The sequence below is a fragment of the Acinetobacter sp. YH12040 genome, assembly GCF_013420005.1.
Classification (GTDB): Bacteria; Pseudomonadota; Gammaproteobacteria; order Pseudomonadales; family Moraxellaceae; genus Acinetobacter; species Acinetobacter amyesii.
This window is the reverse complement of record NZ_VOZB01000022.1, coordinates 1-12869: the sequence shown is the minus strand read 5'-3', so window position 1 is coordinate 12869 and position 12869 is coordinate 1. Positions and strand designations below refer to the sequence as shown.

General features: G+C 41.0%; 15 protein-coding genes. 9 read left to right on the top strand and 6 right to left on the bottom strand.

Annotation, left to right across the window (positions count from 1 at the left end; all coding sequences use genetic code 11):
* Positions 1-95, top strand: a 95-nt coding sequence (locus FTT99_RS16010) for a transposase domain-containing protein (protein ID WP_141192749.1), incomplete at its 5' end; no start/stop codon positions are given.
* On the opposite strand, the gene FTT99_RS16005 is transcribed toward FTT99_RS16010, so the two are convergent.
* The 4 genes from FTT99_RS16005 to miaB all read right to left on the bottom strand — a co-directional run bounded on the left by FTT99_RS16005 (position 92) and on the right by miaB (position 3366).
* Entirely contained in the window at positions 92-223 is a 132-nt protein-coding gene (locus FTT99_RS16005) for a hypothetical protein (protein WP_373684811.1), read from the bottom strand. The genes FTT99_RS16010 and FTT99_RS16005 overlap by 4 nt on opposite strands.
* A gap of 63 nt (positions 224-286) precedes the next feature.
* Positions 287-769: an rRNA maturation RNase YbeY gene (gene ybeY / locus FTT99_RS16000; protein WP_180131881.1), complete on the bottom strand. Its 483-nt coding sequence runs from the start codon at positions 767-769 to the stop codon at positions 287-289.
* A 9-nt stretch (positions 770-778) separates the two neighbouring features.
* Entirely contained in the window at positions 779-1870 is a 1092-nt protein-coding gene (locus FTT99_RS15995; RefSeq protein WP_111885944.1) for a PhoH family protein, read from the bottom strand.
* Between the two features lie 38 nt (positions 1871-1908).
* On the bottom strand, positions 1909-3366 hold the full coding sequence (gene miaB / locus FTT99_RS15990; protein ID WP_180161661.1) for a tRNA (N6-isopentenyl adenosine(37)-C2)-methylthiotransferase MiaB: 1458 nt from the start codon (positions 3364-3366) through the stop codon (positions 1909-1911).
* A gap of 308 nt (positions 3367-3674) precedes the next feature.
* On the opposite strand from miaB, the gene FTT99_RS15985 reads away from it, so the two are divergent.
* The 5 genes from FTT99_RS15985 to FTT99_RS15965 all read left to right on the top strand — a co-directional run bounded on the left by FTT99_RS15985 (position 3675) and on the right by FTT99_RS15965 (position 8329).
* On the top strand, positions 3675-5651 hold the full coding sequence (locus tag FTT99_RS15985; protein ID WP_180161659.1) for a lytic transglycosylase domain-containing protein: 1977 nt from the start codon (positions 3675-3677) through the stop codon (positions 5649-5651).
* 126 nt (positions 5652-5777) lie between these two features.
* Positions 5778-6359, top strand: coding sequence for a ribonuclease I (locus tag FTT99_RS15980; protein WP_171262588.1), 582 nt, complete (start codon positions 5778-5780; stop codon positions 6357-6359).
* A gap of 170 nt (positions 6360-6529) precedes the next feature.
* A complete protein-coding gene (locus FTT99_RS15975) occupies positions 6530-7516 on the top strand; it encodes a malate dehydrogenase (RefSeq protein WP_078192426.1) in 987 nt (328 codons plus the stop codon).
* Between the two features lie 189 nt (positions 7517-7705).
* Positions 7706-7966, top strand: a complete 261-nt coding sequence (locus tag FTT99_RS15970) for a DUF2789 family protein (RefSeq protein ID WP_078192425.1) — start codon at positions 7706-7708, stop codon at positions 7964-7966.
* Between the two features lie 105 nt (positions 7967-8071).
* A complete protein-coding gene (locus tag FTT99_RS15965) occupies positions 8072-8329 on the top strand; it encodes a DUF2789 family protein (RefSeq protein ID WP_078189234.1) in 258 nt (85 codons plus the stop codon).
* Positions 8330-8380: 51 nt separating this feature from the next.
* Here the strand turns inward: FTT99_RS15965 and FTT99_RS15960 are convergent, their stop codons facing one another.
* The gene (locus tag FTT99_RS15960; protein ID WP_180131890.1) at positions 8381-8908 is read right to left on the bottom strand and encodes a hypothetical protein; all 528 of its coding nucleotides are present in this window, start codon (positions 8906-8908) and stop codon (positions 8381-8383) included.
* A 71-nt stretch (positions 8909-8979) separates the two neighbouring features.
* The gene (locus FTT99_RS15955) at positions 8980-9582 is read right to left on the bottom strand and encodes a 2OG-Fe(II) oxygenase (protein WP_111885952.1); all 603 of its coding nucleotides are present in this window, start codon (positions 9580-9582) and stop codon (positions 8980-8982) included.
* Positions 9583-9697: 115 nt separating this feature from the next.
* Here FTT99_RS15955 and FTT99_RS15950 point away from each other — a divergent pair, with 115 nt between their 5' ends.
* The 3 genes from FTT99_RS15950 to FTT99_RS15940 are packed head-to-tail and all read left to right on the top strand — an operon-like array spanning position 9698 to position 12534.
* Positions 9698-10555: a 23S rRNA (adenine(2030)-N(6))-methyltransferase RlmJ gene (locus FTT99_RS15950; protein ID WP_111885953.1), complete on the top strand. Its 858-nt coding sequence runs from the start codon at positions 9698-9700 to the stop codon at positions 10553-10555.
* Between the two features lie 41 nt (positions 10556-10596).
* Entirely contained in the window at positions 10597-11421 is an 825-nt protein-coding gene (gene pssA / locus FTT99_RS15945; protein WP_180131893.1) for a CDP-diacylglycerol--serine O-phosphatidyltransferase, read from the top strand.
* A gap of 36 nt (positions 11422-11457) precedes the next feature.
* Entirely contained in the window at positions 11458-12534 is a 1077-nt protein-coding gene (locus FTT99_RS15940) for a DUF6670 family protein (RefSeq protein WP_180131896.1), read from the top strand.
* The last annotated feature ends 335 nt before the right edge of the window (positions 12535-12869 follow it).

Genomic DNA, 12869 nt, shown 5'->3' with positions numbered 1-12869 from the left:
CCTATTTAAGTGATGTGCTGAAAAGGTTGCCGACACATAAAGTGACTCAGATTGAAGAATTACTGCCACATCGCTGGAAATCCAACTCAAATTAAAAAATAGGCATGGGGTTCAGCGGACGCTTACAGTGTGTCAAGGCTTTGTCTCTAAGCTGCTGTGCAGTCGAAAAATACAGCTCATCAAGCGTACGAATGCGTGCTTTAAAAATCACGACATATTGCATATCTTTCCTTCCTTGTTTTTTATGACGATAAAAAAAGCGAGCCGGAGCTCGCTTTTTTAGTTCTTAATCTCTTTCCAGATAAGGGTTATCAAACCCCAATTTGGCTAAAATCTCGATCTCCAAAGCTTCCATTTCTTCAGCATCTTCATCAGAGGTTTCATGGTCATAGCCCATCAGGTGCAACGTACCGTGTACCAGCATATGCGTAAAGTGGGTCAGGGGGGCTTTGCTTTGTTCTTGTGATTCTCGAAGAACTACAGGAATACAAATCACCAAGTCGCCAATCGGAAATGAGTCTAAAACTGCCGCCATTTCATCTGGGAGATCGCTCGGAAAAGACAGCACATTGGTAGGTTTGTCTTTGCCACGATATTCCAAGTTCAATTTGTGGCTTTCATCATTGTCCACACATGCAATACCGATCTCACAATCACTTTGTGTATCGATATGATGTAAAGCCGTTTCCACGACTTTTTTGATATGCGCACGTTTCACCACCAATTCAGGTGACTGAAAATTTTGCTGCAAGGAGAGATTAAGTTTCAAAATGAATCCTTAAATGTTTTCGTCTTGATGCTGCCCATCAGCTTTAGCATCATTGTCCGCCACCAAGGCTTCCTGACGTGCTTTACGTTCTGCACGTTGTTCAGCCGTGAGGCGATGTTGTTCGCTGTCCCATCCCTCATAAGCTTCAACAATTTTTTGAACCAATTGATGACGTACCACGTCACGAGAGTGGAAGCGAGTAATATGAATTTCTTTGATTTTTTCAATCACACGTAAGGCATGTGCCAAACCAGATTGTTGACCACGAGGTAAATCGACCTGTGTAATGTCGCCCGTGATCACCGCTCGAGAACCAAAGCCTAAACGGGTGAGGAACATTTTCATCTGTTCAGGGGTAGTGTTCTGTGCTTCATCTAAAATCACAAAAGAATGATTTAAGGTACGACCACGCATGTAGGCCAGTGGTGCAACTTCAATCACTTGACGTTCAATCAGTTTTGCGACTTTTTCAAAACCCAGCATTTCATACAAAGCGTCGTAGAGAGGACGTAAGTAAGGGTCAATTTTTTGGCTCAAATCACCGGGTAAAAAACCCAGTTTTTCACCTGCTTCAACCGCAGGGCGAACCAATAAAATGCGTTGAATTTCGTTACGTTCTAGCATATCTACAGCAGCGGCGACCGCGAGATAAGTTTTACCTGTACCCGCTGGGCCGATACCAAATGAAATATCGCTTTGTAAAATACGTTGTACATAGCGTTTTTGATTGGCACCACGTGGATTGATCCGACCTTTACGGGTTTGTAGATAAACATTGTCTAAACCGGTATGCTCATTTTCAGAAAAATCTTCCTGAATTTCGCGGTCAGTCTGACTGCCTTGAATCATCATGTGTAAAATGTCCGCACTAATCTGTGGATTGGTTTCGGACTCTTCATAAAGACGGTGAAGGAGACTTTCGGCTCTCTCTACCGCATCGATTTCCCCATCGACAAAAAAAGCATCTGCACGATGAGAAATTTTGACATCTAAACGTTGTTCAATTTGTTTGAGATGACCGTTATAGGCACCGAGCATGCTTTGTAAACGGTCAAGTGGAATACCAGCAAAAGTTACAGTACGTCGAATCGCTGCAGTCAAGAGAATTCCTTTAAATTGGTCTGACGATTAAGCTTACATTACGCCACGTCAGGCTCAAGATTCAAGAGTTCACCATAAACAAACTTCAAAGTTTTAATATCGGTCACTTCGATCTCTGCAAAACGCCCAACCCATGCAGGATCACCAATGAAGCTGACCAAACGCGTATTGTCTGCAGTACCAATCAGCAAGTTCGGATCTTTGTCTGAAACAGACTCAACCAAGACACGTTGAATGGTGCCTAGCATGGCATCAGTTTTATCAATACTGGATTGTTTAATCCATTGTTGAACTTTGGCAAGACGTTCTTTTTTCACATCTTCAGGGGTGGTGTCTTCAAGCTCTGACGCAGGTGTACCCGGACGTTTTGAGTAGATGAAACTGTATGAATGATCGAAGTCCATATCTTGAATAAATTGATAAGTTTCTTCGAAGTTTTCGTCAGTTTCACCCGGGAAGCCAATAATAAAGTCGCTGGATAAATGCATATCAGGGCGAACTTTACGTAACTTTGCGATTTTGTCGATATACACATCAATCGTGTGGTTACGTTTCATGGCTTGTAACACGTCATTCGAACCACTTTGAACTGGTAGATGCAAGTGAGAAACCATTTGCGGTAAGTCACGGTAGCATTGAATCAAGTCATCGTTAAATTCAAGCGGGTGCGAGGTTGTGTAACGAATACGGCCAATGCCCGGAATCTCAGCAACTAAACGTAATAAATCTGCAAAGGTACAGATTTCGCCTTCAAAAGTTTCACCACGGTAGCCATTCACGTTTTGGCCGAGTAATGAAATTTCACGTACACCTTTTTCTGCTAAAGTAGCAATTTCAGCCAATACATCATCCAGTGGACGTGATACTTCTTCACCACGGGTATAAGGAACTACGCAGAATGAACAGTATTTTGAACAGCCTTCCATAATTGAAACAAAGGCTTTAAACCCTTCTACACGCGGTTCAGGTAAAAAGTCGAATTTTTCAATATCCGGGAATGAAATATCCACCAACTGAATTTTTTCTTTTTTCGGTTTGACCACTTGCTCAGTATGCTGATCGAGCATTTGCGGTAAACGGTGCAAGGTTTGTGGGCCAAACACCATATCAACATAGGGTGCGCGTTTTTGAATGTTGTCACCTTCCTGAGAAGCTACACAGCCACCAACACCAATCACCAAGTCAGGATTTTTTTCTTTCAGCTTGCGCCAGCGGCCTAACTCAGAAAATACTTTTTCTTGTGCTTTTTCACGGATAGAGCAGGTATTCATCAGGAGAATATCCGCTTCTTTTGGATCGTTTGTCAGCACATAGCCGTGAGAATCACCTAAAAGGTCGCCCATACGTTGACTGTCATACTCATTCATCTGACACCCTTGCGTTTCGATGTACAGTTTTTTCACTGCTCCATCTTGAGCTGGGGTGTGCTGTGGCTGGGTAACAGTGTTATCTGGGGCAGCTTGGGCACTATTGGGGATGAAGGTTTGAACCGTCATGTAGGCTCCTAAAGGAATTTTATGAAAATCAATAACCATACGTGGCTGACAGACAATTCAATCAGTCGAATTGTGCAGCTGCGGAGGTCAAAAAAGGGGATTTTAAGAATGGGCAATATTTTAGCAGTAATTCACTAGAAACTTACAGCCTAAAATGACAACTCTGCCATATTGATTTATGAAGTAAAAATGTTTGAAAATTAATATTGGCTAATCATAAGGTTACATAACAGAACACAATGCAGAGTTTAGAATTATTAAACTAATTCCTAAATAAAGTTCGATGTGTTGTAACCGGGCGGAATGACATGAAAGAAGGCAAGTGGATGTTAAAACATAATTTTAAACAGAAAAATTACGCTAAATTACTTGCTTTGAGTGTGGGACTCTCCGGAATTTCTGCGTTTGCTCAGGCGGCAGATGAGCAGTTTAACGATGCTTTACGTGCTGCGAATGCAGGCAATATAGGTTTGTTACAACAATACCAATCATCCATGCAAAATGATGTTTTGGGCTATTACCCAGAATATTGGTTGCTCAATAACAATTTGGCTTCACAGCCTGCAAGTGCGATTACTAATTTTGCACAGCGTTATCCAAACTCGGCAATGGCAGAAAAATTAGCCGCAGATTATGTTGAAGAAAAAGTCAAACAAGCTGATTTCGCTACAGCACAGCCTGTCTTGCAATATGTGACTAATGCTGACCGTGCTGAAACATGTGCCATGGCTCAAGTCCGCGCAAAGTCGGGCGACCCTCTGGTCTACGCAGAATTTAAAGATGTATGGTTGACCACAAACTCACAACCTGACTCGTGTACGGGCTTGGGCCGTATGATGCTGTCGAGTCCTTTAATGACTCAAGATGACCGCCATCAACGGATGTGGGGACAGTTAAGAGCGGGTCAGTCAGGACAAGCGATTGCGACTGCGCAAACCATTGGCGTAAATATTAATTTGTCACAACTCAACACCATTCAAGCCAATCCACTGAATTATTTATGGTCTGCACCCAAAGCCACAGCTGAAGATCATGTATACCTGATTTATGCGATGGGTCGCTTGGCCGATAGCGACTTAAATGGCGCGATTTCTTCGGTGAAACGTGCAGTAGAAGGCACACCAGCCGATGTACAAAAAGCCCTATACCGTAGTGTCGGGTATATCGGTGGTACAACGGTAATGAAAAATAATTTCAACCGTGAAGTTCTAAATTATCTTGATTTGAGTTATGGACTGCCTTTTAGTGCAGAAGAAGCCGAGATTTATGCGCGACAAGCCATTCGTTTTGGCGCATGGGAAAGTGTCATTCGTGCAATTGATGCGATGAGCGTTTCGCAAAAGCAGGAAGATCGTTGGCAATATTGGTTAGCACGAGCATCTGAACAACGTGGAGATGCCTCATCTAAACGTGCGGCAAAAGAAATTTATCGCAAGCTTGCCGTTGGCGATGATTACCATAATTTGTTAGCACGTGACAAAATTGGTCAGTCTTATAACAATATTCCGTCAAATGTGCAGCCTTCGTCACAAGATGCGCAGCGTCTCAGTCAGGATATTCACTTCCGTCGTGCCTTTGCATTGCGCAATATTAATGCATCTGACAGCTATATTAACCGTGAATGGAACTGGGCAGTGCGTCAAGCCTACTTAAAGCATGATGATGGCATGATTCTTGCCGCAGCTAAACGTGCAACCGATATGGGGTGGTATGATCGGGCGATTTATGCAGCAGATCGAACCACTAAACAGCATAATTATGCTTTACGTTATGCTATGCCGCATCAAAATTATGTGGTGAGTCATAGTCGTAATGCCGGCATTGACCCTGCATGGGCTTATGGCTTGATGCGTCAAGAAAGTCGGTTTGTTACTAGCGCACGTTCACATGTCGGTGCCGGTGGTTTAATGCAAATTATGCCAGACACAGCAAAATTGGTGGCTCGTCAGATGGGGGAGAGTTATAACCCCGCTGCATTAACGGATATGAATACCAATATCCGTTATGGCACTTTCTATTTATCGATGATTCAACGTCAATTGAGTAATAGTCCAGTATTAGCGACCGCAGGTTACAATGCGGGTCCAAATCGTGCTCGACGCTGGCAGCCTGAGTATCAAGCGATTGCAGCGGACCAATATACGGAATCGATTCCATTAATGGAAACTCGAGACTATGTAAAACATGTGATGACCAATGCAACCCATTACGGCCTTTTATTGGGTCAGGGACCCCAATCGATTGAAAAACGAATGCAAATGATTCCATTACGGAATGCGCAATAAACCTTAAAGCAAGATGCGCCTGCTTTTAGGTGCAATATGGGTAAATAATGAATGCCGAACATGGACATTAGACCTGCTTATCGAATACTGACATCACTGCTCATCGGCAGTGGTGCAGGCTTTAGTATGTCTGTGCTTTCGGCAGCACCCGTGGTCAATGGTTATGTGATGGATGTGCAAATGGTGCCTGCTGTTTGCGCTTATGACCCATTAAAAAGTAAAAAGCGTAAATGTCTGGAAGGGTATTCACTCAATATCACGGGTCTATATCCAGAAACTTCTACCCGTGATTGCACCACCAATAGTTCCGCTAAACTTTCTCCGCTGCAAGCCAAAGTGGTTGCACGGATTATGCCTGATGAAAATGCTCGCGTGGCGCTTTGGCACAATACCGGCGGCTGTGTCCCAATGAATGCCAGCCAGTATTTCAGAACCATTATTAATCATGCAGATAAGCTAAAAATTCCAGATGAATTGACTAGCCAAGAAACCCAATCTATTCAAGCCAATGTCTTGCGTAATAAAATGTTGCGTATGAACAGCGGATTGGTATCACAAAGTATTGAATTTAACTGTATGCAAACCCGTGGTGGTAGCCTACTGACTGAGATTAAAATCTGCTATAAAAACAATGGTCAGTACAAAAGTTGCCCTACGACTATCGTCGGAAATTGTCCTGCAACTTTCATAATTAAAGGTTCTTTCTAAGCTTTTTTCGGCATTTTATTTATATTTCCTATCATACTTTTGTTGAAAAGCATTCTCTTTTACATGCAAGCGTCAAAAGATTGGAGTACAATCTTTGCCGTTTATGATTATTAAGATTAGATAGAACAGCTATTTAATCATTATGACCTTCCTCAATTGGAGATAATTACATGAAGCAAGCAGTTCGTGTTGCCGTTACTGGCGCAGCTGGTCAAATCGGTTATAGCTTATTATTCCGTATCGCAAGCGGTGAAATGTTGGGTAAAGACCAACCAGTTATCCTTCAATTATTAGAAATTCCAGTTGAGAAAGCTCAACAAGCGCTTAAAGGCGTAATGATGGAACTTGATGACTGCGCATTCCCTCTTTTAGAAGGTATGATCGGTACTGATGATCCTAAAGTTGCATTCAAAGATGCTGACTACGCTCTTCTTGTAGGTTCACGTCCACGTGGTCCTGGTATGGAACGTGCTGACCTTCTTAAAGTAAACGGTGAAATCTTCATCGGTCAAGGCCAAGCACTTAACGAAGTTGCTAGCCGTGACGTTAAAGTTCTTGTTGTAGGTAACCCTGCAAACACTAACGCTTACATCGCAATGAAATCTGCTCCAGATCTTCCAGCGAAAAACTTCACAGCAATGTTACGTCTTGACCACAACCGTGCGTTAACTCAACTTGCTCAAAAAGCGGGTGTTGCAGTTTCTGACATCGAAAACATGACAGTTTGGGGTAACCACTCTCCAACAATGTATGCTGACTACCGTTTTGCAAATGTAAACGGCGAAAGCTTAAAAGACAAAATCAACGATGCTGCTTGGAACAAAGACGTATTCCTTCCAACTGTTGGTAAACGTGGTGCTGCGATCATTGAAGCGCGTGGTCTTTCTTCTGCTGCTTCTGCTGCAAACGCTGCAATCGACCATATGCGCGATTGGGCTCTTGGCACAAACGGCAAATGGGTAACTATGGGTATTCCTTCTGACGGTTCTTATGGTATTCCTGAAGGCGTAATGTTCGGTTTCCCTGTAACTTGTGAAAATGGCGAATACAAAATCGTTCAAGGTCTTGAAATCGACGAATTCAGCCGTGAACGTATCAACGTCACTCTAAACGAGCTTGAAGAAGAACGTGCAGCAGTTGCTGACATGGTTAAATAATTTAATTTTTTAAATTAAATTATAAAAAAAAGCACTCCATTTGGGGTGCTTTTTTATGGCCTGCGAAAAATACCAAGCTTAAGTTTTGAACAAAAAATAACACGTTGAGATGTAGTTGCAACTGACAAAGTCAATTAAACAGATAACTATGAAGATGGAAGAAATGTTTTTGGCTTGAGGAGAACGGCAATGTTTGATCAACAACCGACGTTGGAACTATTTTTTGAACAATTGGGGTTAGATGCAAGTCCGGAAGGCATTGACCAATTTATCGAAACGCATCAAATCACCATGGATGTTCCATTGCACGAAGCGCCATTTTGGACGAAGTCACAGCGTGATTTCATTATCAGTCATTGGAAAAAAGATGATGACTGGGCCATAGTGGTCGATATTTTAAATGAACAATTGCATACAGAACATAAGCTTTCCGGATCATGCAAAATCTAAATACAATTTGAAACAACAAACCTAGTTTTAACGCTAGGTTTTTTTAGCTTCATCATATAAGTTAATTAAATAATAAATGACAGATTAGTTGATAAGGAGGGCGAGATGCTCAATCAAAATAAACCATCCTTAGCTTTATTGTTTTCTCAATTGGGGTTAGCTAGCAGTCCAGCAGCGATCGAGTTATACGTGCGTACGCATCAGCTTGCTGCAAGTGAAAATTTACATGATGCGCCATTTTGGAATAAAGCGCAGCGTGATTTTCTAATCAGTCATTTAGTACAAGATGATGATTGGGCGATTTGGATTGATGAGCTGAATCAACAGTTGCATATGGATGCATATAAGCTGCAGCCAGCATAAATTTCATTTCTCCACAAATAAAAAAACACCTCCTCGGAGGTGTTTTTTTATTTAGTGCAGTTTGCTTTGGCGTAATTCTGAAAACCAGTCTTCTTGGCGATATGGATTAAATGCAGGATGCTCAAGTAATGTGGTCAGTTTGAATTCTTGAGATTTGCAGTACTTATTTAGCCAGTGGCGGGTTAACGCAGGTTCCTGTTTTACTGCAGAGGCATAGGCCAGGTAGAAGTAAATGTCGCCATGTTCAGCTTTGGACATCGGTTTCATAATCTGCTGGGTAATCAGGGCATAGCGCTGCTCTTGGGTAATTTCAAAAAATATCATATAAGCTTTGGCTAAATGTACAGACAAACTGACGTATAGCTCAATCGGCATTTCTTCAAATTCAATCCGGCTTTGCTCAAGTAGAACAATGGCTTCTTGCAGAAAATACACTTGTTCTTGATGGTTCTTACTTAAATTAACCAATTGCAGGCGTAAGTCTGCGCGCTCAAGAGCAAGTTCAGGGCTGTTGCCTTGTAGAAATAATTGATCGGTTTCGCCAATACGCTGAATAATTTTATGACTGTTTTGACGCATCGGGTACATCCTCATCTATGAATGACTCATATATGAGGATAGTTTAAGGGATTTAAAGGAGGAATCTCGAATTACCACATCGAGTTGTCATTACGTAGCCAAGCCGTAATCGATAAACGTTGATGTTTTGCTTCGAGTACCTCGTGTAATAGGTCACTTTGGAATAACGCAATGCGATTCGGTTTAGGTTCTAAAATATGCCAAACATCATTCTTATCTTGTAAGCGCAATTCACCGCCCCAGTCGGCTTGCCAATATTCATGCAAATAATAAACCGCTGAAATGACACGTCCATTTTTGCCTTGAGGATTATCTTTGTGTAGTGCATAAAACTCACCTGCGTTATAACAAGCAAAATGTGCTTCGACTTCGTGAATGTTAGAAAAAAATGCGCGATTAAATTGTTCTGATAAATGTTCTAAGGCTTGAACGTGTTCTTGTGCGACATCTAATGTGTCGTTAATCCATAAAATATGATCACTTCTAATTTTACTGATGACCCCATTTTGTACGGCTGCATCCCTAAATTTATTTAAATTTGACATACATTCTTCAACAAGTGCATGTATATATTCAGCAGGATAAGCGTCATCAATAATGCTAAACCCGTGTTGATCTAAATCATCGAGGATTTGATCAACCGGCCAAGACTTTGGGAGAAAGGCTGTTTCCATATACGATCCATAAAGTTGTGGAAAAAAAAGGTGACGTATTCTAGAGCAAGAATAGCATCGGAATGAAACTATTTTTCATGCTAAAATGTCCGTTGATATTAGGAATTAAAGAAACATGAATTACCGTCACCATTTTCATGCAGGCAACTTTGCCGACGTGATGAAGCACGTTTTGCTGCTTCAGTTATTAAGTCGACTGAATGCAAAAGATAAACCTTATCGCTATGTAGATACACATGGTGGTGCAGGTAAATATGATCTTTCGACCTCTGAAGCACAGAAATCAGGTGAGTTTTTAAATGGTATTCATCGTTTAGTTAAGCTCGATGATTCGATTAAACGAAATGCGCCTGAAGGTATTCAACAATATTTAAAAGTTGTTGAAAAAATGCGTGAAAACTTTGGTAAAGGTGCTTATCCAGGTTCTCCATGGTTTGCACTTGAAGGCATGCGTGAAACTGATAAGGCAACGATTTTTGAAATGCAGCGCGATGTATTTCAGCAATTGCGCCACAATATTTTTGATAAACGTGCAGGCTTGCATGAACGTGATGCTTACGAAGGTTTACTGGGTGTAATTCCACCAAAAGAAAAACGTGGTTTAGTCATGATTGACCCGCCTTACGAATTAGAACGTAAAGATTTTCCACAGCTTGTAGAATTATTGGTGGCTGCTTATAAAAAATGGCCGACAGGCGTTTTTGCGGTATGGTATCCAATTAAAGACCGCGCGATGATTGAACGTTTTGAAAAGAAAATGTACAAAACCGGCATTCGTCGTCAGTTAGTTTGCGAAATTTGTGTATGGCCAGATGACACTCCAGTCGGACTGAATGGTTGTGGTTTATTGGTGATTAACCCACCTTGGAAATTCTCTGAAGATGCGGACGAAGCATTACAATGGTTGTTCCCACATCTTCGTATGAATGAAAATGGTGGTCATGCAGCCGTACGTTGGTTGGTTGGCGAATAATTTTAAACTTGAAAAAGAAAGGTCACAGTTAGGATCGAACAATGACAAATACAAATAAACCTGAGCGGGAAATTTCTTCAAAGGATGAAAATGCATTTGATGGCATTACATTTGAAGTTGAAGAAGAGGAGCATACCCATGAAGGGCATAAAGTGAAACGTCGTGGGATCTATCTGTGGCCAAACTTGATTACAACTGCAGCGTTGTTATCCGGCTTTTATTCAATAATTGCCAGTATGAATGGTGAGTTTCAACAAGCCATTTATGCCATTTTCCTTGCAGCATTATTTGATGGTTTGGATGGACGTGTCGCACGTGCTATCGGCGCACAAAGTCCTTTTGGTGAACAGTTTGACTCGTTGTCGGACTTGCTAGCATTTGGTGTTGCACCTGCCATTTTAATGTATAGCTGGAGTCTAAATGACTTAGGCCGTATTGGCCTGGCAGCATGTTTTGTTTACACCGCATGTGCAGCCTTCCGTTTGGCACGTTTTAACGTACAAATTGGGATTGTCGATAAACGTTATTTTATTGGTGTTGCAAGTCCACTCGCAGCCGTTATGATTATTTCATTGGTATGGGTAGGTATGGATATCCCTGCGGTCTTCGACTTACGCGAAACAGGTATTCAGATTTTTAATGCGGTAGTGATTATTGCAGTGGGTCTATTGATGATCTCAAATGTAAAATACTATTCATTTAAAACTGTGGATCGTCGCCGTGTTCCATTTGCGGTGTTGCCAATCATAGTCTTCATTTTAGCTGCCGTAACGTATAATATTCCAATGGGTATTTTAATTATTTCAGTAATTTATGCATTGTCTGGCTTTGTCACAACCTTAATGGCAAAAAAGGCTGAAGCATGAGTTAAAACATGAAATAAAAATGAAAAGGAGCTTGATATGCAGATATTTCAAGATTTCTTGGATCAATCAAGACGACTGAATCAAGCTCCAGATTTACAACATAAAAAAATAAATCTACATGCGCCGAATACGCCTTACCCTTCAGTCCATTATGGACTCTGTCTACCGAATCTTCCTGCGCCCTTACATTATCTTAACTTTATAAGTTGGCTCGGTCAGCCTCAGATTCCCGCTTTTCAAAATCCTGTGTCCATTCAACAAGAGGAACTCAATACAGCCACAGTATTGACCAGTGTGAGCGGTCATATGGTTGGGCAATTACAATCATATTCCATCAAAGACGACTGTAGTCTGAGTGATACCGTCTTTAAATTTAGAGATAAAGAGCAGATTGGTTGGGATGGAGCGGTATTTCAAATCCATCGAGAAGATACTGAACTCAGTTTAGATTTGTCCGTGCAAACTACCGATATTTCTTCGTGTTTAATTAAGTTGAGATTGGGTCTTGCTGAATATTGGTCGGTGATGTGCCAATGTGAAGGTCAAATCAAATTTCAGGGCCAGATGTATGATGTAAATCAGCTGGCGGTATTATCCTATGCACAAATACGTAAGTTCCCATATTTACCTTTAGCGTTTTATACCCATCAGGTGATTAACCTTAGTCGACAACGTCAAATTATCTTTATGCAAACGCGAGATCGTTATAACAATATTTTGAGTTCGCGTTTATATCTAAGAGATTTAAATCAGCAGCAAGTGTTCATGGCAGACCAAGGCGTGTTCTTTAAAGTCATGCGCGTTTATCCCGCTGTTAAAACCCCAAATTTGCAAAAAATGTATTTGCCACGTGAATTTGAATGGATTTACCAAAATGACAAAATGAAAATACATATACAAGCGCAGAGTCGTGGGGATTTTAAATTTGGACTCGGCGCTGGCTATGCAGGAAGCTTTAACTATCAAATCAAAATCAACGACGAAATCGAGTGTGGGGAAGGTGGTTACTGTGAATATGTTGATTGTCGAGCTTTAAAATGGCAAGAAAAGAATGAAAAAGATAAATTAACGGACAAATATGGAAATATTGTCCCTTTTATGCTCAAAAAATAGTAAAAAAACTCAATTTAGTAGAATAAATAAACAAACGTAATGAAAAATTAAAAATAAATGGAAAAGGGTGTTGCGTTGGATCAAAAATGCTGTAGAATGCACATCCATCGGCGGTGATGAAGATTAAAACTCCTGATAAAACAATGACTTGGTTGAATTGATTAAGTTGGGTTTTATTTGATAAGTTTAAAAATAATTTGAATTACCAGTTGACTCTTTAGAAATAAAGAGTAATATAGCCGACCTAGCTTGCTGGTGACGAACCAACAAGAAGATCATTAAGAGATTATGAAGAACAACTTGTGTGGATTTTTACTGATTGATCGATCGAAATT

Coding starts and splice junctions, on each gene's coding strand:
- pssA (WP_180131893.1), top strand. CDS start 10,597: ATGACAAATACAAATAAACCTGAGCGGGAAATTTCTTCAAAGGATGAA.
- FTT99_RS15955 (WP_111885952.1), bottom strand. CDS start 9,582: ATGGAAACAGCCTTTCTCCCAAAGTCTTGGCCGGTTGATCAAATCCTC.
- FTT99_RS15980 (WP_171262588.1), top strand. CDS start 5,778: ATGTCTGTGCTTTCGGCAGCACCCGTGGTCAATGGTTATGTGATGGAT.
- miaB (WP_180161661.1), bottom strand. CDS start 3,366: ATGACGGTTCAAACCTTCATCCCCAATAGTGCCCAAGCTGCCCCAGAT.
- FTT99_RS15940 (WP_180131896.1), top strand. CDS start 11,458: ATGCAGATATTTCAAGATTTCTTGGATCAATCAAGACGACTGAATCAA.
- FTT99_RS15965 (WP_078189234.1), top strand. CDS start 8,072: ATGCTCAATCAAAATAAACCATCCTTAGCTTTATTGTTTTCTCAATTG.
- FTT99_RS15985 (WP_180161659.1), top strand. CDS start 3,675: ATGAAAGAAGGCAAGTGGATGTTAAAACATAATTTTAAACAGAAAAAT.
- FTT99_RS16005 (WP_373684811.1), bottom strand. CDS start 223: ATGCAATATGTCGTGATTTTTAAAGCACGCATTCGTACGCTTGATGAG.
- FTT99_RS15975 (WP_078192426.1), top strand. CDS start 6,530: ATGAAGCAAGCAGTTCGTGTTGCCGTTACTGGCGCAGCTGGTCAAATC.
- FTT99_RS15970 (WP_078192425.1), top strand. CDS start 7,706: ATGTTTGATCAACAACCGACGTTGGAACTATTTTTTGAACAATTGGGG.
- FTT99_RS15960 (WP_180131890.1), bottom strand. CDS start 8,908: ATGCGTCAAAACAGTCATAAAATTATTCAGCGTATTGGCGAAACCGAT.
- FTT99_RS15950 (WP_111885953.1), top strand. CDS start 9,698: ATGAATTACCGTCACCATTTTCATGCAGGCAACTTTGCCGACGTGATG.